At 53.3% G+C, this 22,311-nt stretch carries 12 protein-coding genes and 2 pseudogenes; 3 read left to right on the forward strand and 11 right to left on the reverse strand.

Annotated features, from left to right (window positions below; genetic code table 11):
• Positions 1-20: 20 nt before the first annotated feature.
• Complete coding sequence (locus AC3G2T_RS23885) at positions 21-7,859, reverse strand: SpvB/TcaC N-terminal domain-containing protein (protein WP_488437140.1); 7,839 nt, start codon at positions 7,857-7,859, stop codon at positions 21-23.
• A 199-nt stretch (positions 7,860-8,058) separates the two neighbouring features.
• Here AC3G2T_RS23885 and AC3G2T_RS23890 point away from each other — a divergent pair, with 199 nt between their 5' ends.
• On the forward strand, positions 8,059-8,304 hold the full coding sequence (locus AC3G2T_RS23890) for a hypothetical protein (protein ID WP_474680935.1): 246 nt from the start codon (positions 8,059-8,061) through the stop codon (positions 8,302-8,304).
• 12 nt (positions 8,305-8,316) lie between these two features.
• Here the strand turns inward: AC3G2T_RS23890 and AC3G2T_RS23895 are convergent, their stop codons facing one another.
• Positions 8,317-9,633: an NRAMP family divalent metal transporter gene (locus tag AC3G2T_RS23895; protein WP_474680934.1), complete on the reverse strand. Its 1,317-nt coding sequence runs from the start codon at positions 9,631-9,633 to the stop codon at positions 8,317-8,319.
• Positions 9,634-9,667: 34 nt separating this feature from the next.
• Positions 9,668-9,802 (reverse strand): annotated as a pseudogene (locus AC3G2T_RS23900) (DUF1232 domain-containing protein); the annotation flags it as partial.
• Between the two features lie 227 nt (positions 9,803-10,029).
• Here AC3G2T_RS23900 and AC3G2T_RS23905 point away from each other — a divergent pair.
• Positions 10,030-10,305: a hypothetical protein gene (locus AC3G2T_RS23905; RefSeq protein ID WP_474680933.1), complete on the forward strand. Its 276-nt coding sequence runs from the start codon at positions 10,030-10,032 to the stop codon at positions 10,303-10,305.
• Between the two features lie 45 nt (positions 10,306-10,350).
• Entirely contained in the window at positions 10,351-10,614 is a 264-nt protein-coding gene (locus AC3G2T_RS23910; protein ID WP_474680932.1) for a DUF3973 domain-containing protein, read from the forward strand.
• A 170-nt stretch (positions 10,615-10,784) separates the two neighbouring features.
• Here AC3G2T_RS23910 and AC3G2T_RS23915 read toward each other — a convergent pair whose 3' ends face one another.
• From AC3G2T_RS23915 to AC3G2T_RS23950, 8 genes and pseudogenes are all read right to left on the reverse strand, one after another.
• Positions 10,785-12,407 (reverse strand): sensor domain-containing diguanylate cyclase, encoded by a 1,623-nt coding sequence (locus tag AC3G2T_RS23915; protein ID WP_488437154.1) that lies wholly within the window; start codon positions 12,405-12,407, stop codon positions 10,785-10,787.
• A 261-nt stretch (positions 12,408-12,668) separates the two neighbouring features.
• A complete protein-coding gene (locus tag AC3G2T_RS23920) occupies positions 12,669-14,612 on the reverse strand; it encodes a TOMM precursor leader peptide-binding protein (RefSeq protein WP_488437141.1) in 1,944 nt (647 codons plus the stop codon).
• Positions 14,612-16,303, reverse strand: coding sequence for a bacteriocin maturation protein (locus tag AC3G2T_RS23925; RefSeq protein ID WP_488437142.1), 1,692 nt, complete (start codon positions 16,301-16,303; stop codon positions 14,612-14,614). Before AC3G2T_RS23925 ends, AC3G2T_RS23920 begins: the two co-directional genes overlap by 1 nt.
• 261 nt (positions 16,304-16,564) lie before the next feature.
• Positions 16,565-16,684 (reverse strand): YjcZ family sporulation protein, encoded by a 120-nt coding sequence (locus tag AC3G2T_RS23930; RefSeq protein ID WP_474680929.1) that lies wholly within the window; start codon positions 16,682-16,684, stop codon positions 16,565-16,567.
• Positions 16,685-17,008: 324 nt separating this feature from the next.
• Positions 17,009-17,275: a response regulator gene (locus AC3G2T_RS23935; protein ID WP_488437143.1), complete on the reverse strand. Its 267-nt coding sequence runs from the start codon at positions 17,273-17,275 to the stop codon at positions 17,009-17,011.
• 13 nt (positions 17,276-17,288) lie between these two features.
• The gene (locus tag AC3G2T_RS23940; protein WP_474680927.1) at positions 17,289-17,645 is read right to left on the reverse strand and encodes a response regulator; all 357 of its coding nucleotides are present in this window, start codon (positions 17,643-17,645) and stop codon (positions 17,289-17,291) included.
• 117 nt (positions 17,646-17,762) lie between these two features.
• The gene (locus AC3G2T_RS23945; protein ID WP_488437155.1) at positions 17,763-20,996 is read right to left on the reverse strand and encodes an S-layer homology domain-containing protein; all 3,234 of its coding nucleotides are present in this window, start codon (positions 20,994-20,996) and stop codon (positions 17,763-17,765) included.
• Positions 20,997-21,017: 21 nt separating this feature from the next.
• Positions 21,018-22,007 (reverse strand): annotated as a pseudogene (locus AC3G2T_RS23950) (beta-propeller fold lactonase family protein); the annotation flags it as partial.
• Between the last annotated feature and the right edge of the window lie 304 nt (positions 22,008-22,311).

Here is a 22,311-nt window from a genome sequence, read left to right on the forward strand (position 1 = left end):
CTCCTTCGATTGCTGCGTATTTACCATCTATTGAAGCTTGCACCTCTGCCGGTTGATAAGTGAATATGGAAAAACTGATCGATGAATAACGCTTGAATAAAGACGCTTCGTTTAGCAGCTTCATCTCTTGCAGTTTCTAATTCCTTTTTGGCCGCAGGATTCACGATCCGGCTGAAACCCGCGTCTCCCGTTGTATGAATGGTTCCTTTATAATCCTTGTAAACTCGCGGAAGAATACTTTGGCCGCCCTCCGGTCTGTAAGGCGAAGGCGTCAAATTTTTAATTTTGCCGTTTGGCTCAATGACAGCAGGCGTTGCCTGTTCGCTGGAGGACAAGGAGCTGTTGTAATCATTCTCAAAAGCTTTATGCTTTGAATCGCTCTCGATTTTAGGGTTATCCAAAAAGGTCGCGGGATTCCGCGGCAGCCCAAAAGCATATTCTCCGGCGGGCAAATCGCCTATTAATTTAATTAACGCCTTTTGTGTTTCCTTCCATGCATTTTCGCTGCCTTGACTAATAAAGTGTCCGGCATATCTGCTAATATCAACTGCAAGAAGAGAACCATGCAGCCCTTGACCGCTTCTGAATAAACTATCGATGGAAAAAGTAATCAGCTGATCTTTCTTCTGATAATCCTTAGCTTTTGCCGCGAGGACCGCCAATGGCTGGAGAATATTCAATTCTTGCAGCTCAGTGCCCCTCCATTGCTTGTCTGTATAAGTTAATTTCTTGAGCGATTCTAATTGCGAACGGACGGACGGGTCTAAACTTACGGCGGCGTCCGATCCGGTTGCAGAATCCAGGATCGCTGCCGCATTTTTCTTAATGGCATCTATCGCTTTTACTCTGTCGTTAAATTTTTTATTTTGTTCAGCAGCATTTCGGGCAAATTCCTGTGCGTATTTACCCGGCTTTTCCTCGACCTGGTCGTCCGGGGGCTCTCCTTCGTATCCTTGCAGATCAGACAATACAGTAGGCCTATTATTTGTATATGCATACAAATTAGGCCCATCCGCCAGTCCCGCCGGATCGCAGCTGCACCACCTCCCCAGCCACGGCGCGTAATACCGCGCCCCGTGATAGGTGAACCCCGTCTCCTCATCGCGCTCTTTGCCCGTATAGCGGTATCGCTTCAGGCTCACTTCGGCGGCGCTGCGTCCGGCGCAATAAGCTGTGCTGCCATATGGCGTATATTCCTCATACGTGATCACCGCAGCGTTATCGTCCAGTTCCAGGCTGACCGAACCGAGGTGGTTGCCCAGTTGATAGCGCACAATCGGCGGAGGATCAACGACCGGTGTTTGCTCCCGGATCGTCTGCGTCTCCACCAGCGCCACAAGCTGCTTGTCGTCCATCACGTGCAGTGATTCGCGCTCCATTGCGACTGCTCTGCCGCTTCCGTATTCGCGATACACCTCATATCCGCCGAGATAAATGCGCTGCGTACCGATTGCCCCCGACTGGGTTTCGGTCACTTTGCGCACGCGTTGTCCTGCCGCATCGTACACATAGTATGTCGTCGCAGGAACAGTGTCCGGCGGCGGGCTGCTATTTATAACCGTCCCCGCAGCTGCGAGTAATTGGTCTTTGAAATCCCATTTCATCTGCGGCAAGTGCGGCATCGCTGTCATATTGCCGTGCACATCGTACGCGTAGCTCACGCTGTAACCGGGTGCGGCGGCATAATCCGGCAAAGCGTCGGGATCGCCGGGCAAACTCGTGGCCAGCAAACGATTGCTGTCCATCGCGTATTGATAGCGCCGGTCCCAAAGCGCCTGACCCGGCTGCTCCGGATTGCGGCCGGCATGATGCACCAGCTGCATGATATTGCCAACCTCGTCGTAGCGATACGTCTCGACATAGTTCCGGAGCGCCTGACCGTCATTTGGCAAGGTCGTCATATATCTCGGACGGTCGTTCCCGTCATACGGCTCGCCTGTGCCCTTGTGCTCGCGCCCGCTGGCCGCGATCAGACGATACAGCGCATCATAGCGATATTCCGCGCCCGGCAGCACTTGTTGATTGCTGTAAAACACGTGATCCTGAGCTTCGTCGACGATTTGGGTAATATTGCCCGCCGGATCGTACGTGTAGCGCAAGTCTTGCAGCACCGCCCCGTCGCTTGCCCGCGCAGTTTTCGACCGGTTCAGCCGAAAAGTGTACGGATCGTAATCGTACGACGTTTCCGCTCCATTGGCGTATTGCAGCAGCAAACGCTGCCCTTTGGCGTTGTAATCAATACGGCTCGCCACATGCCGGCTTGCCGAATCGGCAGCAAGCAGCGCCGCCGGTACGGCGGATTGGCTGAGCCACACATCCACCCGCTCCAACAAACCGGCTTCGTTGTAGACAGGTTGGGTGACCGTGATGCGCTGCGAATGATTCGCCAAGTTATGGGGTGCGACGATTTGGACCGGCCGGTTCAGCGCGTCGTAACAGATACCGGCGGCATAGCGCTCATCTTCCAGAGCCGGAATTTGCGACCAGTCGGGAACGGCCTTGTAATCGGCCGCCAGTTGGCGTATCGTGCGCATCGGGTTGCCCTTGAAGTCGTAAGCTTCGCTGGTCGCGATGCCCGCGGTGTCCATATGCTGATACAATTTGCCGCGGAGATTGTACTGCTTGCCGTCAGCCTGCCCTTCGCCATAAATCAGCTTCTCGAATTGAATCTCGCGCGCAGGATCGGCCGGATGAACGCCGGTGACGAAAGAGCCGGTCGGACGACGCAGCTCATCGTAGGTTATCCTCGTCGCGAACGAGCGGCTGTTCCAGGCGAACATCGGCTTGCCTGCCGCGTCGTTCAACATCCAGCGGTCGCCGGCGTCCATGCTGTGCTGAAAAAGCAAATTCCCTGCGATGTCGTAACAGGGTACAAACCCGCCCGGCGCCAAATTGCCGGCATCGTCGAACGGATGACCGCCTTCCGGCAGCGGCGGCATGATGTACTGCATCACGCGGTTGCCGCGTGAATCTTGCACCCACAGCGGCTTGCCCTCCGCATCGAGCCGGGTGAACGTAACATACCGCTCGTCCGCCGCCGAGTCAGCGGGTCCTACGCGGTTGTGAGCGATCGTGACGACTTCGCGCCCGAGGCTGTCGAGCACCGTCACCGACGGCGTGTCCGCATGTTCCGCAGCAAGCCGGGCCGCGCGCCGGTCTTCCGCCGATGCCGTCGGCGCGCTTTTTGCTTTAAACCAGGCATTGTCCGCTTCCAGCACCGTATCGTTCGCATCGTAGTGCACCGCATCCCACGCCGAAAAATCGACCCGGCTGTACGATCCGTCCGGCGACTCGGTGCGCCCGATCCGCCCGACCGCGTCATAAAACATGACCGGCGTTACGCCTGCTTCAACCGGTTCTTCGCAGCGATGCCCGGCTGCCGCCGGACTGAAATACGGCTCATACTGCTTGACCGGTTTGCCCTTGTTGTTCAGGATGACTTTGCCGCTCGCAATCCATCGCAAAGGCCCCCCGGCCTGCTCCGGCTCGGCCTGCGTCTTCTTCACGAGCACGCTGCCCGCCCCGTCCGAATACTCAAAAGCGCACCGTACCGGGCTATCCGCTTCGTCGGCCAAGTGCCGCTCCCGCTCGATGCTGCAAGCGCATGCGGGATGCTGCCCCCACACTGTGCCGCCCGCTTCATCCGCGGTTTCGCCCGAATAATACAGATACCTTATGCTGGCTCCGCTTAGCCAGCTTTTGGCCTCGGCCGCATCATAGTCCTCCAGGATGAAAAACTTTTGCAGCGCATCCGGATTCGGATTCAGCAGCGCCTCGCCAGGATCAAAGCCGCTGAGGCTGTCGGCTTCCGTACCTTTACCGAGCATGGCGGCGGCGGTTGGCCTGCCCAGCGCATCGAATCGCGCTTCCAGCAAATTGTCGTTCATATCTTTGATTTGACGCGGAGCCAGCGCATGAAAATCGAACTCCGTCACCTCGGTGCGGTTGCCGAGCGCATCGGTGCAGGACGCGATGTAGAGACCGTGCGGGTCGTAAGCCAGTGCAGTCAGGCTGCCAAAAGGGTCCGTATACCGTTCGGGCAAATAAAAATGAGCTGCCGGTGCCGCGTCCGCGTTAAAACCGGCAACGCCGGAACACATCCAGTATTGTCCCGCAGAGTCGGGCCCAAAACGCAAAGCCAGATCGGCGCCTGCCATGCAGCCGCTTTTACGCTGATCTGCAAGCGCGGTCCGAACATCCGGAGTGATTTTGTCCGCGAAGATCCGATCCAGAATGTCATCCGTCAGCGCCAATTTGTAACTTTCATACGGCAATGCCAAAGCATTCAGTTGGCCCAGCGTCAGCGGCTTATCCAACGTTTTATCGAAAAACAGCGTGCGCGTATGTTCCATGAGCCGTTTTTGAGGCGAACTGCGGTCAGGCTGCAGATGGTAAGCGATTTCTTTTACGGCCATGCCGCTGCTTTGATACTTGTCGCTCAACCGATAGGCGCGCAGATCCGCCAAAGTATAGTGACGATTCACCGAATCGGCGTCACGGAGTATGCCTGTCAGCTCATAAATCATGACCTCGCATGGCATGCGCAAGCGATAGTTGTCCGGATCGGGGTTAGCGGAATCCGGCAAGTCGTTGGTATAGCGCGTCTCGGTGTAGGACATCCGGAGCTCGTCCTGAAGCTGCCGGATCAGCTCCTGCGCGTCTTCCTTTAGCGTGGCGTCGGCATATTTGCCCAAGCGGGGGTACACCGCAGTGACGGACTGCCGGACGTTGCCGTACTCATCGACGTTCAGATGAAGCGCGTGCACGATGCGCGGATCGGGATTCAGCGAATCCGGACGCAGATCCAGTTCGTAATGATAAGTGACCGCCTCGCTCTCGGTAACGTGAAAAACCGCATGGAGGTTGGCCGCTTGCGGCTGTATACGGCGAATGCGGCAGTTGTGATACGCAGCCGAAAAAAGCTTGACCGGCACGTGCCTGCCGTCTCTCAGCGCATCCACATCGAGCTCGTACACTTCCTGGCGCAGCATCATGCTTTTGCACGCGCGCAGCGCCTCGCGCCACTCGTCCGCAGTAAGGTCCGATGCCTCGAGGTCAGGCTCGGGCAGCTCATTTTCCGCAAAACCGCCCGGCACTTGCAAGCCCGGCCTCCCCGCTTTCAGCGCGTTCGGAAAATATTCGTCCTTAAACCGCTCCAGAGCCGCTTTGCGGTTAAGAAAATCGCCCGTATGATACCAGGTCACGGTTTTGACTGGCGGTTGAAACAGCGTATGGTCGTCGGTCATGTAGGGGCTGCTTATGTTCCCCGATGCGAAGGAACCGTAATCTTCCACATCGATCTGCTCTACGCGCCCAAAACCGCGAAACTCGCGCTCCGGCCCATCGAAGTAACCATGATGATAGCTGTAAGCGGTTGAAAAGGCGGTTTTGCGCCAACGATCGTGCACCGTTACCTTCTCCACACAGTGCACCGGGAAGGGCAGCTTGGTGATCCAAGGCTTTCCCGCCTGCTTGTCCTGCAAATAGAACTTGGTTGAGGGCGCATACGCAATCGTCGTTTCCGCACCCAGATTGTTGGACGTTTGGATCAGCAAATGGGGCTTCTGCCCGCCCATCAGATCCAGGTAACGCAGCGGACGGCGGGCATCGCCCGGCAGCGGTGAGGACCAGACCAAACAGGCCGTGCCATTGCCCAATAGATCCAGTACCTGGACGTCAACGGCGTTATCGAGGGCCGGAAAGCAAGAAATTATCGTCGCTTCGCTCCAACTGTTGCCGGATTGGTTGAAAAACACACGCACGCCTTCCCTGGTCAAATATAGGAGGTCCGTCATGCCGGTGCCGTCGATATCCGCTAGCCGAATACGGCGGTGGTCGAATTGGTCGGCATAGTCAAACTGCGGAGCGCAATCCATCGTGACTTTGGCGCCAAAACGGCCATAGCCGAGATTCGGCCAATAGCATATTTCGCCGCTGCTGCGAATTCGGACGATGTCGGTCAGGCCGTCGCCGGACATATCCGACAAATAAATGGACTCGTCGCCGTCCGCAAAGACGATATGCGGCCCTTTTTCTTCATCCCAGGGTTTGTGGACGCGCTGCGCCGAATCAAAACCGGCCTCTCCCAGCGAGCGATACCACACAAAAGCATCGTGTTCACTAATCAAAATGTCAGCGTGGCCGTCGCCGTCAATGTCTATAAACTTGAGATTGGAATCGTCCCAATTCACATTCGGCAGAGCAGCCAGCGGCGTGAACGGAGTCCACCGGCCATCCGGGGTCCGCTCGTAAAAACCCGGATTCGGACCCGCGAATTGCACCAGATCGGGCCGCCCGTTGCCCGACAGATCGAGAAACTGCGCACGATCGGCCAGCGCTGCGGCGGGCTTAGGCGCAACGAGCTCCGCCGGCCCAAACTTGGCTTCGCTGAGCAACCGCCCATCGCGATTAACCGCATGAATCGGGCTGAGGTTGGATTTGTAAAACCATGCGCCGGCCTGCTCGGTCAATACACCCGCTAGCCCTTCGCCTTCCAGGTCAATCCACTGAAACCTTGCGCCGCCGATGCCGATGCCGGCCGGTAAATTTACTAAACCGTCCTCATCGCGCAGCTCGCACACTTCGGACTGGATGACGGCATCGCTATAGGCGAACGCAAGCGGCGGGAGCTGCCGGGAGATGCAGCTCCCGTTCGGTGTAAGCTGATAACCGCGCTGCGAGACCTCAACCAGCTTGGAAAACAACGGCGTCCGAGTGCTTGCGGCACCCTTCTCGTATTCGTAGGTGAAATCGGTCGAGCGGACAAGGCCGTTATAGCCTTTTTGCCCGCCGTTCGGATCGTCAGGGATATGGTGGAACATCAGCACTCGCCGGCACAGGCGATATGTACGCACCTCAAATGCTGCCCGATAGGAGGAAAACGGGTCCGGCCGGGACGCCCACTCACCCGCCTCCTGTGGCGTGGGGTGTTCGCGGTCGTGCTCGCCGTAGTCGAACACCGCTTCGAAGTGCCAGCTGTCGCCGTCAGGCGGCTCAGGCCATGGCCGGTCAGCTTCAAGTTTAGGAAAAAAAGGAGCGTGATTGCCGTATTGTATGCGCTTTAAATAGCGGTTGGCGGAACGGTGCGCGGCCGTCATCTCGCCGCGATTTTGCTCGTGAGCTTGCGAAAGATCTACTTGATCGGCGTTTTCGGCTTTATATCGGTAAGAAACGGCGTTTCCTTTGTCATCATGGCTCAGACAGATGAGCCAACTGAATATGCGCGGAGTGCTTTCGGGATTTGCAGGGTTAAGGTCGGTGGCAGTGGGGTCGTATATACGCGAGTTTTTGTCTCTTCCGTACCATGTTGTGATATTGTCTTTGGAGATCGTGCGCCAGAACATATCATCCGGCTTGGCGGCGTTCGTCCACCGCTCGATGCGGGCGAACAAACCTTCGATGCGTGGTCGATAGCGGTGAATAAAATAGATCGTTCCATTTACCGTTCTTGGCTGCGTTTCCTCGCGTATCCAATGCCCCTCCGCCTGCTGCTGGAGCGTGGGCACAAGATCTTCGGCGCCGGACAGGATGAACACATCCGATTCTTCGTCATCCAGATAGCGCGGCAGCCCTTTGTCCGTTTTACGCGTGATTGCAGGCAAGGCCAGATTCCACCCCATTCCAAACGGACCGTTGCCTGCCCCGGAGTCATACGAGAGCGAAAGCTGGGGGCCGAAGCCGGCGCGGCCAGGGCTGGTTGGAATAGGGACGCTCATGGAGCCTGTGGCCGTGACCGGGTTCGCGGCGAACTTCTCGCCGATCCCCCGGATGGCTCCGCCTCCCTTGGGCAGCGATATGGACGGAGTCTTTAAGATATGCTCGTCTTTGCTTGAAACGTTTGGCATGTCCGAAAGGGTCATAGGGAGCACCTTCCACTCGTTTTTTTGCATCTCAAAAAAACTATAGTATACCGATTCGGAAAAGTCTGTAGTTTCTTGTCGACCTGTGAAATCATTTCTCTTCGCGTCTCGTTAGAACGGCAACCAGAGGGGCACAGCCACTCCCCAGCCACTCCTCCCCTACCTGCGCCTCTCCCGCACGGATTTCGGTGCTGAAGAGATGGCGGAAAAGTGGCTTAACAGGGAAAAAACGGTTCATTTTGACGAAAATCCTGCGAAAGTGCGGGAATTTTCGATGGGAGCGCATCTCAGCCTACGTTCGCAGCGAAAAGCCTGCACAATTGCAGGAATATTTCGCTGCGAGCGTTTTAAAGGGCAAAAAGATGCATTTTTGCAGGTTTTTCTGATCACTGCTCATGATCCGTCAGCTCTAGCAGGAGATTTTTACGCGAACAACAGCCTCTGAACTTTTCTTCTTTCATTGGAAGAAAGTATTCCAAAAAGAGGCTAATGTCAATCCGAGAAGCAGAGTAACCATTCCCCAACCCCATATTTTTCCAAGCAGCTTGGTTATGTGTTCTCCCATTAACTTCTTATCGCTCGTCATCAATACCATGAAAATAAGCAGAGGCAGCATCAGAATACCACCAATGATTTGTGTGATAATGGAGATGAGATTTAATGGCAAATTCGGTATCAAGATGGCAAGTGCCGCAAGGACCAGGCTGCCGATATAGACTGCGTAAAACTTCGGCGCCTCCGTTATCTTGTCATTTAGACTTTTCGACCAGCCAAACAATTCCGCAATGCTCCAAGAAGAAGATAAAGAAACGGTTATGGATGCCAGGAAGCCGGCATTGAACAACCCGAGTCCAAAAAGGATTGCCGGCCATCTGCCTGCAACGTCAGAAAATGCGCCAATCAGGTCGGCCGGGCCTGCGTCGCTAATATTTTGTATATTGCCAAAGAGTGCCGCACCACCGATAATGATGCCTGCTGCAATGATTACCTGGATAATGATGCCTAATGCAGTATCAATTCGGCCCAGACGCAGTTCTTTTGCCGTAACACCTTTATCAACCGTACCGCTTCCTTGAAAGAAGATCATCCATGGAGCGACAGCATTGCCGATGGTAGCGATCACGAACCAAATCACACCGTCTTGCAATTCTAACGGAACATTCCACGTTGCAAAAGCATTTCTGATTGCAGCCATACTCGGGTGTGTCATGCCCGCCACCACTAAAAAGATAACGTTGAGCGCACCCAACAATAGAGCGATTCGCTCTTTTGTCCAATATCCAGTGAAGAGGACGAAACCAACGACAAGCAATAAACAAAGGATGGAGCTGATCCACAGAGGAAGGCCTAAGAGGGCGAGGCCTGCCGTCATGCCGATGAATTCCGTAATCAGTGTCAGCAGATTCTCAAAAGCAAGGGTCGAGATGTGATAGTACCCCCAAAACTTACCATAACGTCGCAAAGCCAATCTTGCAAAACCTTCTTGCGTTACCGCGCCAAGGCGCATGCTCATCTCCTGAATCGTAAACGTCAAAGGCGCAAGGCATAGCACCAAGGCAACAAATAGACCGATGCCAAATTTCGCCCCTGTTACCGTGTATGAAATCACCCCGCCTGCATCATTATTAGCAATTGCAGCAAGTAAACCTGGTCCCATAAGAACCCAAATGAGCCAAATGTAACGTCTCCATCCCTTCTTGCGATTTGTAACCATTTCACGAAACTTGGATTGATTTACATCCGGAGAGGTCAATACTGATTCCAATTTACTCATGTACGTACTCACACCCCATACGAAATTTTCAAATTCATCGTAGTGTATTACGGGGTGTTGAAAAATGTGCATGATCTTCAATACATGTTGAAAAAAAAGAAACTCTTCTCAACACTTTAGCATCATCTAAATATCCGATTGGAAAAACATAATCAGGGATAATGTCAACATATTCAACGGATTTGCATCGTGCTCATCATTCTCCATATGATATTTATCAACAGGAGTTGCATTTTTGTCAACACAATCTCAACGGACTTGCACTCATCTCAACATTTTACCATATGCTGGATTAAAAATAGGTTGGGTGGTGCAAATGGAAATCAAAAAAAGAGCTTCAAACAACCATCATTTGTTGTAACTTGGAAAAATAAGAAGACATGGAGTGGATATCGAATGTTGAAAAAAGTTATGAAGTGCTTATCTCTTTTCTTTCTTATTAGTGGTTGTGTAGCAATTGCCTATGAAGTAAAAGAAATGCAATCGGCTACCGTTCAAGTTACCCAATCTGACGGTCAGGACCGAGCGGCTCAGGCAGATGACCGGAATCAAGCGGCACAAGGGATAATCAAGATCACGTTACCCAATCTGACGATCAGGATCAAGCAGCACTGGCAAATGACCAGAATCAAGCAGCGCAAGCGGAAATCAAGATCAAGACACCCAATCTGACACAGAGCACACGTTGAATTTAATTCTAAAAAGAGGTGATTTAGTATGTACTATTGCATTGTTTGTTCAAGACTACACAATGAAAGTAACATCCGTGGCAAGGTTTTTGAAAAGGGGGTTTATATTGAACCGGGAACCGGCGCAAGGATCCATCTAGGAATGTGTATTGATGAAGAGGATCAAAGACAGATTTGTGATCCTATACAACGAACAAACGTTAAAGAAACTATTCTCAATTATCTACCCTCTCACGATTTTATTAAGAAACTCGATAGAGTCAGGACCTTTGTCAATAGAATGAACACTTAAAACTGAAAGCAAATTGGCTGCCGCTAGGTGAAGCCAAGAACGCTCTGGCCAGAGCGTTCTTTTTCGGTAAGCTTGGGGAACTGCGGGAACGTGCACTACAACCAGCTTCAACGAGCCAGCGCATAGAACATCGCGAAAAGCATACCGATAATGCTTCCCAAATGGATCGCTCATGATCCGTCAGCTCCAGCAGGCGATTTTACGCTCATTTCCGCGATCATGGTCCGGTTTCTTCCCAACTCTTTGGCTTTATACAAGGCCAGGTCGGCCATATGGATCAGTTCTTCGGCTGAATCGGCGTGTTGGGAAAAATGCGCGATGCCCTGCGACACGGTGATCGGCTGCCCGACGAGGTTGTCGCTATTTTCCAGGGCGGTACGGATTCGCTCGGCTGCCAAATAAGCTTCCTCGGCGGACGCGCGAGCGATAAGCGCAATGAATTCTTCGCCTCCGTAACGGCAGCACACATCGCCCGGACGGACGGATGAAACGATGATATTCGCGAAATGCTTGAGCACTTCGTCACCGGCCTGATGACCGTACGTGTCGTTGATCGATTTGAATCTGTCGATGTCCATAATAATGACGGAAAAAGGGATCGGCTCCGCAATCCATTTATGCATAATGGTCTTAAGCGTTCTCCGGTTAGTTAAACCGGTCAACGGATCGGTCATCGCATCATGCGTCAGTTGATCCGTCTGTTTTCGAATATCTGTCAAGGCGTAGCCGATCGCTTGCGTCAATAAGTCGGCCTCCCGGTTCCAGTGCTGCTTCCCTGCAGGGAGCTCGACTTTTTCTCTGCCGATTTTGCTGACCAGGTCGGCAAGGGTGACGAAAGGCCGCGCCAATTTGTGCGCAAGCCATATGACTACGAGCAGCAATGCCGCAAACGAAGGCAGCATATGCAGCAGAATTGAACGGATATGACTGTTCAGCTGTTCGTAGATGACGCTGATCGGCGATACGACGACTACGCCCCAGCCGTTTTCCGGAACTTTGACATATCCCGCCAGCAAGGATTCCCCCTTCAGGTTGACCGACTGTTCTTGTCCGGTTTGGCCCTGGATCAGCTTTTTGACAATCTGGTTGGCGCTGATATCTTCGCCGATCCGGTTTGTATCGCGGTGGTACAGCAAATGGCCGTTGGACCCGACGATGTAAAAGTAGGAGCCTATTTCATCGGCAAGATTGCTCCCGAAGATCGAGTTGAAGATGTTGTTCTCCTGAAGATAAAGAGTGCCTCCGATATATCCCCGGTATACGCCTTCCTTATCGAATATAGGCTCGCTCATGAACACGATGAGGCGGCCTGTCGGCGAAACGTAGGGCTGGGAGACGTAGGGCTTTTTCGATGCCAAAGCCGTCTTGGAAGCTTCCGTCGTAATCGCTTTTCCGGCTGTGCCGATCGATGCCGGGGACACATTTCGCACGATTCCCGTTTCATCGACAATCGCGATGGAATTAAAATAATTGCTGCTGTGACGGACTAATTCGAGATCGGCATTTATCTGCTCCGCGCTCATGGCGTTCATATTTGAAAAGATGCCTGAAGCATAATGCAAGCTGCTCCGCATAGATTTGAACAAAGAATCGATGGTCTGGCTCATTTTCTCGGCGTTCGTACGATTTAAAGTGAGTGTCGTATCGATTAGCGTTTGCTTGTTCGACTGGTAAGAGGCGAAAAGAAGAATGGTCACGGTCAAAAGCACGGATAGTGAAACAAGGCCTGTAAAAAGGGTGGCGAGGCTGATTTTGCTGCATTGAAATACGGTTTTGTTGCGCGGCGGAGACATCGGATGCCCTCTTTTCGACAAAATTCGGTAAAATTCCTCCTTTATTATAAACCAAAAGCCCCAAAAATGGGGAACGAAAATAAAATGCCGAAAAGGCGCCTTTCAAAAAGACGCCCCTCTTTACCCGTGAGCCCGCCGCTCCCGTATTAAGCACACGAACTCGCGGCTCACGCAGCTGCGGATTCCCCTCGTCCTGCTATGCCTTGTTCTGGCGGCACGCTTCCCAGTCTTTCCTGCGCAACCGCGGAGTGTTTATTTGAATCATGGAAACGGATGCGGATGCTGGTTGAGCTGTTCGGCCGTCAGCGGCTGCGCCGCATAGCCCAATTCCGCCGGTACGTTAAACAGCCGCTCCAGGCCCGTTAAACGGGTCAGATGATGCCCGAACGTCATCGGCAGCATGCCGGGTATGAGCACTTTGACACAATGCAGACCGTTGCGCGAAATTTCCGGCATCGTTTGATCCACGACGATCATATCGAGGTTCAAGCGGCGAAACGTTTGAATGAGCTCCTTTAGATCGTCGGTCAAATCCATATGCCTTGCCTGAGGTTGGAATTCTTGGCTGAACGTTCGCAGCGGACGCCGGGCATCCAGCAAAAACTGCAGCCGCTCCTCCGCTTGGGGCAGCCCGTAGAGCATGACATGATCTTCCATTTGCAGCACCTTGAACGGATCGCGAAGCATGGCCTCCAAATTCTCCTGCTCCGCCAGAAACTTGTCTTGCAGTATGAACATCATGCCGGCCAATTCGTGTATAGCGCTTTTCGCCGCCTTCACGGGGTCCAGATGGGCTCCCGCTGCGCAGAGCAGATTCATTTTTCCCGGACCCCCGCCGTTTTTGGCCAGCGCCCAAATGCTTGGTATCCCATTCTCCATCGTTATATTGAACAAATGGACATCGTATCCGGCAACCTGCCGCAGCCTCTCCACCATTAACTCCAATTCCCGGTCATCGGCGGAAAATGGGTCCAGCCGCGGGACGGGCAGCTGCGCATACCAGGTCATCAGGAACGCATCGCGCTCCGCCACTTCCAAAATCCCGTATAAAACGGCTTCCTCCAGACTCCCGCCCAACGCACAGCCGTTGGAGCCCTCCTGAACCAAACCGTCCCCGCCGCCGGAGCTGTAATAAACGAGGCTTTCCGGAACGAGAATCGGCCGCTCCTGCAGCAAAGAATAGCCCCACACCCAATCGACGTCACAGTCGGGATCAAACGGCTCGCACGGAAAATCCGGCAGCTCGTACTGCTCCTTCGCATATAACCCCGCTTGAACCGGATTCAGCGCTTGCCCGGCCAGACGGTTGTAGCTGTCGCGAACCACGGTGCGTCTGCCTTGAGGGGCCATGCCGCAGCGCCGTTCCAATCCTTCCAAAATCGCGGTCAATTCGCTTTCCGCATAAGAATGGCTGCGCCCTGCTGTCACCACGTCACCGGTCGCGAACGACGGCATATTCATGCCAACGGCGGCAAACGGCGAAACAAGGTCGTACATGTGTGCGTTAAAAAGCCCTGTTCGGGCATCCCGGTAATCTTGAAGCAAAACTTCCCGCAAGCCGATGAGCGAACGGGAGCGATAGCTGCCGGCGCTGAGCTTGGGTCTGGGCTGCAAGGATATACGGGCCGCTTCTCTTGAATCGTCGGGCAGACACCCGCATACCGGGCACAACGGATCAGGCAAAAAATGATGAACGGAGCTTTTCAGCGTTTTCAGGTTTATCAGGTAGACGTGTTCTTCGGTATACGGCCGTCCGCCTTGCAGCGCCAGGTGCGTCTCCGCCGCCAGCAGATGTGCCGTCTGCCGAATTCCCGGACGCAATGAAGCCGCCTTGGGGGCCGCCCCCTCGGGTTCGGCTGTGAGCCAATCCGGCGTCTCCCCGCTGCCGTGTCCTGCAATGAAGCGCCGGTTGTCGGCGCATTGGGAACATCCCGGCAAACCCGGACGAATCAAGGGCCCAACCACACCTTCGTCCGATAAAAGGAAGCCGCGAAGCCACGGAATGCCGGTCGGCCGCATCCGTTCCTCAATCTCGAAATAATCGCAGGAATGCCCGTTATCGTCCGCAGCCAAAACAAGTTCCGCCGCCTGCGGGATCCCTGTTGTGAAACCGGGTTGTCGAACTATTGTATAGTGGTCGGAGAGTTCCCCGCAGACGAAGTCCGCCAATAAACCTTCTCCGACAACGGCTACTACAGCTTTCATCAGGATAGCTCCTCCTCTCGCAGCAGCGTGGCGAACAGTTGTACCGGCTCATCATTCCCGAAGGGCTCAAGTCCGATGTCGTAAATGAAAAGCCACTTGCGGTTCAGTTCCAAAATTTGCATGGCTGACCGTAAAATATCCGCCTCCCCCGCCTCTTCCATCGAGGGAATGTCAAGGACGAGCGGCGCCAGGCCTTCCGCGAAAAGAGGCTTCGCTTGATCCGTGGGCGCTTTGCACGACTCCAGCGCTTCCCGCACGTTCTTCTCCTCAGCTTCAGCCTGTGCAGCACCCCCTGCTGCAGCAACTTGCGCTTGCTGCAGCGCCTGCAGCAGAGCGGCACGCAGCGCCAAGGTCGTAGTTAAGCCGGCGCATCCATGCCAGCCCCCGTCTGTCCCGACCCACACGACGGGGAAACCGGACAGATTCTCTCCCAAGCCGACGGTCGGCGTTCCTTGCAAAATAGTTAAGGACGTTAAATAAAAGCGGCAGCGGCGATCTTCGATTTTATGCAGCTGGATTTCCCGGACAGCTGGGCTTTGGTGCGCAGAGCGCTTGCCCAGTTCATGCGCCAAACACGTTTGCAATGCGCGGCAAACGCCTTCGGCAAACGTCACGCCGGCTCCGAAGCCGATAAATTCCAGCCGCCGGTCCTGCTCGTTCCTGCTCCCGTTCCCGGCAGGCGACGGCAGCGCGATCCAATCGGACATTCGCGACGCATAAGCTTCCATTCCGGCCAAACCGGCTTCCCTGCGCGCTTCCTCATGGGTAAAGCCGGCACACGTAACATCCGTCAGCAGCTCGGCCGGCCCTACCGACAGCGGGTCCGCCACCCGCACCCGGCATTGGGCAATCGGAAGCTGCCTCAAGTCCCCTTCCTCCCACGTATGAAAAATGCCGGTTACCGCCGAAGTCAATCGCTTAAAATAAGAAAACCACGGGGAAGGCTCGCCCCGGATGACCGAGTTTTGTTGCAGCCGCTGCTCTCTATGTTGGACTTGTACGCCCGCCGGGCGGCCGCTCACAAGCGGATGGGGGAACAACAAGTGTACTTCCCCCTCCAATGTTGCCAGATTCAGTATATAAATGTGCCCGGAAGCTTGATCGGACGCTTGCAGCATTGCAAATACAAGCGCATTCGCAAGCATCGCAGCTGCGGCAGAAGAGCAAGCTTGTGCGGACGGCTGTGTGTCAAACACCGATCGGTGAATCCGGCGCCACGCCGTTTCCCAGCAAATTTCGGAGTCCGGATGTATGAGCGGGCCTGCCAAACCTGTCTGCCGAATGCATACGGCCGGCAAAAAAAGCTTCTTTTCCTCCCGGCAAACTGAGTGAAGAGCGCGCAATTGTTCCACACGGTTTTCCTGAGATACATACAATATCCAATGAAACGGCCGAACGAGTTCCCGCCAACTATCCGTTCCTTCCTGTTCAGGGACGATCTCTTCGATGACGGCCCCGGGATCCGTCCGGCGGACGCGTTCCGCCATATTCCTTAACCGCTGCCGGTCGGCCGGCGCCGGGTCCGTCATCCGCACATGCACATGGGTCATTCCGGATTCGAGCAGCGACGCGACCAGCGAGAGCAAAATAGAACCGGCCCCGATTGCCAATATTTTGGCTTGCGGCGGGCATAATTGCAGCCTGTTCGTCCCGGCTTTGGCCGCCGTGCCGACTTCCCATTCCTCTGCCATGCCGTTCCCTCCTTCATTTATATGTTTAAATTATGTAACGGGAGACGCGATCGTTCCCTCCGGCACGTTGTATTTTGTGCCCGGAAAAGCAAAAAAGACGATAGCCCCAGGCGGGGATACTCCCGCGCGGTTATCGTCGCGATCTTATGTAACAGGGAACGCGAAGTTCCCTTGCATTTCTGCCAAACCACCCCGGCATCGATTGTCGGGACGCAGCCATATTTTTTATCCGAAAGAGTCTCATTTAGGTTGTTGTCAGTATTACCAAGCAAAAGTCACCGAAATAATAACCAGAAGGATGAAAAGAACCAAAATAGCAGCAGTGCTAGTTCCCATACCGTAACCTGCGCAGCTGCCCATGCCAGCTCCGTACGCGCCCATACCAAACACCTCCTTCTGCTAATGAATCACTTGCAATGGCATTATATGTCCCGGGCGGGTGGGTTGTTTGGACGTATGACTACTTGCAAATACCTAGACCCAAAAAATTTGCCGATTGGTTACATAATAATAATTATGTGACCATTTCTTCGGGCTCGGCCCTGTTTGACAATAATCGGGAACCACGAGATCATCAAGTCCGTTAGATACTCATCTAAGTAGAAGCAACTCGTAACCGAAATGGTTTTTTCGTTTCGCGGTCAGCTCCTCCGTTAGCGGCTTCACGATATAGTCCAGTACCCCCATATCAAACGCTTCGAAGACTTAATCGCTGTTTGAAGCCACGAAAGCAATAGAAATGTCTGGTCTGGAAGACTGGATGACATTTGCCAACTGTAGACCATGAATGCCGGATCTATTCATGTCCAAATCAATTAGCACAAGATCGACGGATGCTCTGGGCAACTGCTCCAGAAGCTCTCGGGGATTCGTGAAAAGAGAGCAAATCCACACAATTTCTAACGCACTCAGCACGGTTTCAGCATGACGTAAGGCGAATGGATCACCACTGACAGCCATTACATTAATCACGTTCTCATGCCTCCTATAACGCCTTGTTGATCGCCTCGATAACCCTTTCTTTTTGGATCGGCTTTACGATGAAGTCCTTGGCACCGGCAGTAATAGCGTCGAGAACCATCGCCTGCTGACCCATGGCCGAGCACATGATGATTTTGGCTTTCGGGTCGATCTTCCGTATTTCTCTGACAGCAGCTACGCCGTCCATATCCGGCATTGTGATGTCCATAGTCACGAGGTCCGGGCGCATCAAAGCATAGAGCTTTACGGCTTCGTGGCCGTCGGATGCCTCGCCTGCGATTTCATGCCCCATACTGAGAATAATGTCTTTGATTATTGTCCTCATAAATACCGCATCGTCAACGACCAGCACTTTTGTCATGAAGCATCCTCCTTCAGTAATCGATGTCGGTGTATTCCGTAATCTTCTAACATCTAAAGCAAGGGCCGTCCCTCAGCTTCATATCCGCTTTTGGACGGCCCCGCTCAGAGCTATCTATTACTTGGAATTACGGTTGTCGATCAATTTAGCCTTTTCCAGCATCCGCTGAACGATAGCCGCCGTTTCCGCTCTCGTGATGTCGCTCGTCGGGTTGACTCCGGCATCTCTGCCTTGAACTAACCCGCTCTTCACGGTCGCTGCAACTGCTTGTTTCGCCCATGCATCTACCGACGCACCATCCACAAACGTGGAGAGCATTGATTCCGCTTCCGCGCCGCTGACGCTTGCGTTAAGTCCCGTCCACTTCATCGCCCGCGCGATCATCGCCATTGCTTCTTCGCGGGTGATTGTTTTGTTCGGACCAAACGTTCCGTCCTCATATCCTTCAATGATGCCGTATTCCTGCGCTTTCGCCACCGCGCCGACGTACCATTCACCAGCCATCACATCGCCGAATGGAGAGATTTTCCCGTTATCGGCCAGTCCCAACGCGCGAACGATAATCGCTGTGAACTCGGCACGAGTGATCGCCATGTCAGGATTGTAATGCGTTGCATCGATACCGGTTACCACAAGGCGCGAAGCCATATCGTTCACCGCGTCTTTCGACCAGTGCCCTTCTACATCCGCAAACGTCATCGGGTGCCATATCAAGGCATAGGTGCTGTTGGTCAAGCTATTGATGTTCGCATAATACTTGCCATCGATCGCAACAACTTTGGTCGGCACATGGCGTACGGTTCCATCAGGCTCGACGACAACGCCTGTAGTGATCTTGTTCTGGTCAACGCCGTCCGGTATCGCAAGGGTGCGTTTCACAATGGTGTTGAACTTCGATACTTCGATGGTTTTTTCTCCGTAGGTGCCTCTCACCGTAAAGTTCAGCGGCGGTGCGACAAGCGTAAACGTTCCTTTGGCTGCTGCATTTTCAACAACTTTCAACGTATCCGCTGTCGGAGTCGCGATTTCGATTTGCACCTTGATGTCCTGCAACGCTACAGACTTGCCGATCTGAGCGGATATGGAGTCGATGTTGATTTGCTGCGCAGGTAGAGTATAAGTAGCAGTCTCCGTCTTTACTTCGACTACCGCCTGCTTATTCTCCATAGCTTTCACCATCTGCCCGTTCAATTCTCCGATAACAATATCAGCCTTCGTGTTCATCGGTATTGTAACGATCGCATGATTCCCTTCACTTTCCAGCCTTTGATTCAGTTTTTGCGGATCCACTGTGATTGTTGTTACCGACTTATTTCCTTCGTTCGTTGTCACAGAAGTTCCAGCACTTTCAACCTTGCCGTTCACAAAAATATCCACGCTTGTATTCCCCGCTGAGGGAGTGGCAGGCTGTGTAGTCGTGGTGCCGCTTCCGTTATTGTTTCCGCTACCGTTACCACTTCCACTATCACTTCCACCTGAGGAATTTTGTTTAATATCCGCAGAGGTTAGCGTAATGAGTTTGTAGCGTACAACTTGATTATTGGCGTTGACTTCGTACACCCCGACATATTTATTGGTTGCCGTATCGATGCCAGAAATGTTTGTGCCCGGAATGTATGGATTGGTGACCCCCGCTCCTGTCGGCACAGCATCTCCTTCATTCGGAGTGGCGATGCTGCCGGACGATACGATAACCACCAGATGGTTGCCTGCCTCTGGCGCGGCTGCAACTGCCGTTGTTCCTGAAGTTGTTCCCGGTGTTATTGTTGCTGCCAGTACGGCTGCTTGTTTATTATTGACGGTGCTTGTTGTAAGAACAATCTGTTTGAAGCCGACGATCTGGTTGTTTGCATTGACCTCATATACGTCAACAAATTTGTTGCTTGCCGCATCTACACCGGGAATGTCTGTACCCGAAATGTACGGATTGGTGACTCCTGCACCATTAGGTGCAGCATCTCCTACATTTGGAGTAGCAATACTGATGGGCGATACTTTCACGACTAGGTGATTGCCGTTTCCGTAAACTGCGGAAACTACCGTCGTTCCAGATGCGCCACCCGGTGCGGCCGAAGCTGTAACTACCGGCGTTGGCGCGCTATTGCTATTTACATCGCCTGCTCCCAGGATGATCTGCTTGAAGTTTACAATTTGGTTGTTTGCGTTGACTTCATACACGCCAACGTATTTGTTCGTTGTCGCATCGACGCCAGAAATGTTAGAGCCCGGAACGTATGGATTGATGACCCCTGCTCCTGTCGGCACTGCGTCTCCCGCATTCGGTGCAGCAATGCTGCTGGACGATACTTTTACGGCCAGATGGTTGTCGTTTCCATAAATCGCAGAAACTACCGTCGTTCCCGGCGCCGCTCCCTGCCCTGGCACGGCTGTCAGCACTGGAGTAGGATTGTTGATATTAGCCGCTGTCAGCGTAATAGGCTTGAAGCTTACGATCTGATTGTTGCTGTTCACTTCATACACGCCAACATACTTGTTCGTTGTCGGATCCGCTCCGCTAATATCTGTTCCCGGCGTATACGGATCTGTCACTCCCGTTCCTGTCGGCGCTGCGTCTCCCACATTGGGGGTAGCGATGCTGCTGGACGATACTTTCACGACCAGACGGTTGCCTGCTCCTGCGGTTGCTGCGACCTCTGTTGTCCCCGGCGCCGTTCCCGGCCCTAGCGCGGCTGTCAGCACTGGAGTAGGATTGTTGATATTTGCCGCCGTCAGCGTAATAAGTTTGAAGCTTACGATCTGGTTGCTGCTGTTCACTTCATACACGCCCACATACTTGTTCGTTGTCGCATCCGCTCCGCTAATATCTGCTCCCTGCGTATACGGATCGATCACTCCCGTTCCTGTTGGCACTGCGTCTCCCGCATTGGGGGTAGCGATGCTGCTAGACGATACTTTCACGACCAGACGGTTGCCTGCTCCTGCGGTTGCTGCAACCTCTGTTGTCCCCGGCGCCGTTCCCGGCCCTGGCACGGTTGCCAGCACTGGAGCGGGATTGTTGATATTTGCCGCCGTCAGCGTAATAAGTTTGAAGCTTACGATCTGGTTGCTGCTGTTCACTTCATACACGCCCACATACTTGTTCGTTGTCGCATCCGCTCCGCTAATATCTGCTCCCTGCGTATACGGATCGATCACTCCCGTTCCTGTTGGCGCAGCGTCTCCCGCATCGGGGGTAGCGATGCTGCTGGACGATACTTTCACCACCAGTCGGCTGCCTGCTCCTGCGGTCGCTGCAACCACTGTTGTCCCCGGCGCCGTTCCCGGCCCTGGCGCGGCTGTCAGCACTGGCGCTGGCGTTGCGGCGGCCAAGGCCACCGCCGTAGGAACCATGAAGGTTCCCACCATAAATGGACCTGAACTCAAACCTATCGTCTGAATCACGGTATTATTGGAGGTATCAATCACGCTCATGCTATTGGAGAGGTAATTAACCGAATAGGCACGGCTTCCATCTTTTGAGATACCCACAACAAAAGGCAAGTTGCCAACTATAATGGTAGCTGTCACAGTGTTCGTAGCGGTATCAATGACAGAAATATTATTGCTATTGCTACTTGCCACATAAACCTTACTGCCATCGGGGGTGACTTCCGTTGCGCTGGGTTGATTACTTATATTAATTGTTGCTTCCACAGCATTGTTAGCAACATTGATGACCGACACAGTATTGCTGGTTTGGTTTGCCACATAGATCTTGGTGCCGGCAGGATTAGCCGATAGACCAAAAGGGTGAGTACCCACCATAATTGTAGGTGCGATGACGGTATCACTAGCGACATCCACAATAAAAACACTATTTGAACTACAAGTGACATAAAGCTTCCCATTAACCACTACCATGGCAGCTGGACCAAGGGATACCGGTATCGTTTTGGTAACAGCAAGGGTATTTGTATCGATCACAGAGAGTGTGTTGCTACCATTGTTTGCCACGTAGGCCTTGCTGCCATCTGCGTTAAAGGCTACACCAAAAGGCGCGGAACCGACTGGTATTGTTCTAACCACCGTATCAGTAGCCGGGTCAATCACCGAAACGGTGTTGCTGCCCCTGTTGGTAACAAAGACTTGGGTGCCGTTGGGGTTAAACCCTGCACTATTAGGTTGGGTCCCTACTGTTATTTTGGCCTTTTGTACCGTGTTGGTGGTCAAGTCCACCACATCCACCACGCCGGTATTATAGCTTGTTATGTAGGCTTTGGTAAATGCGGCGCTGCCGGCTGCATGAACCGCCGCCGGCGGCACAGACAGCAGTTGAATAATCATACTGAGTATCAGTGCCCCTGCAAAAACAAGTCTTTTTAGTTTCAAATGCTGCTTTCTTGCTTTCATGGTTATATCCATTCCTTTCGCTTCGCTCAAGGCACAAAACGGAATGAAATCCGTTCGCCGTGAGCGATTTTTCTGTATTCTTGAGTTACAGGGATATCAGTACATTACAAATCACGTGGAGGTGAGTGGGCCGCCTCTTTTTACGGAGTGACCGCATGGTTATATGTGTAGATTGCCTTTCCAAGCACAAATAAGTGTCGCTTCGAGCACGCACCCTGTCTGTTGCGGAATCAACGTCTACAAAACCTTTATTGTGGCCTGCATCGCTTCCACCAACTTTGTTGTTGATGTCCAGCGTTTTTAGACTACGTTGTAG

Source organism: Paenibacillus sp. sgz302191, from assembly GCF_057749925.1.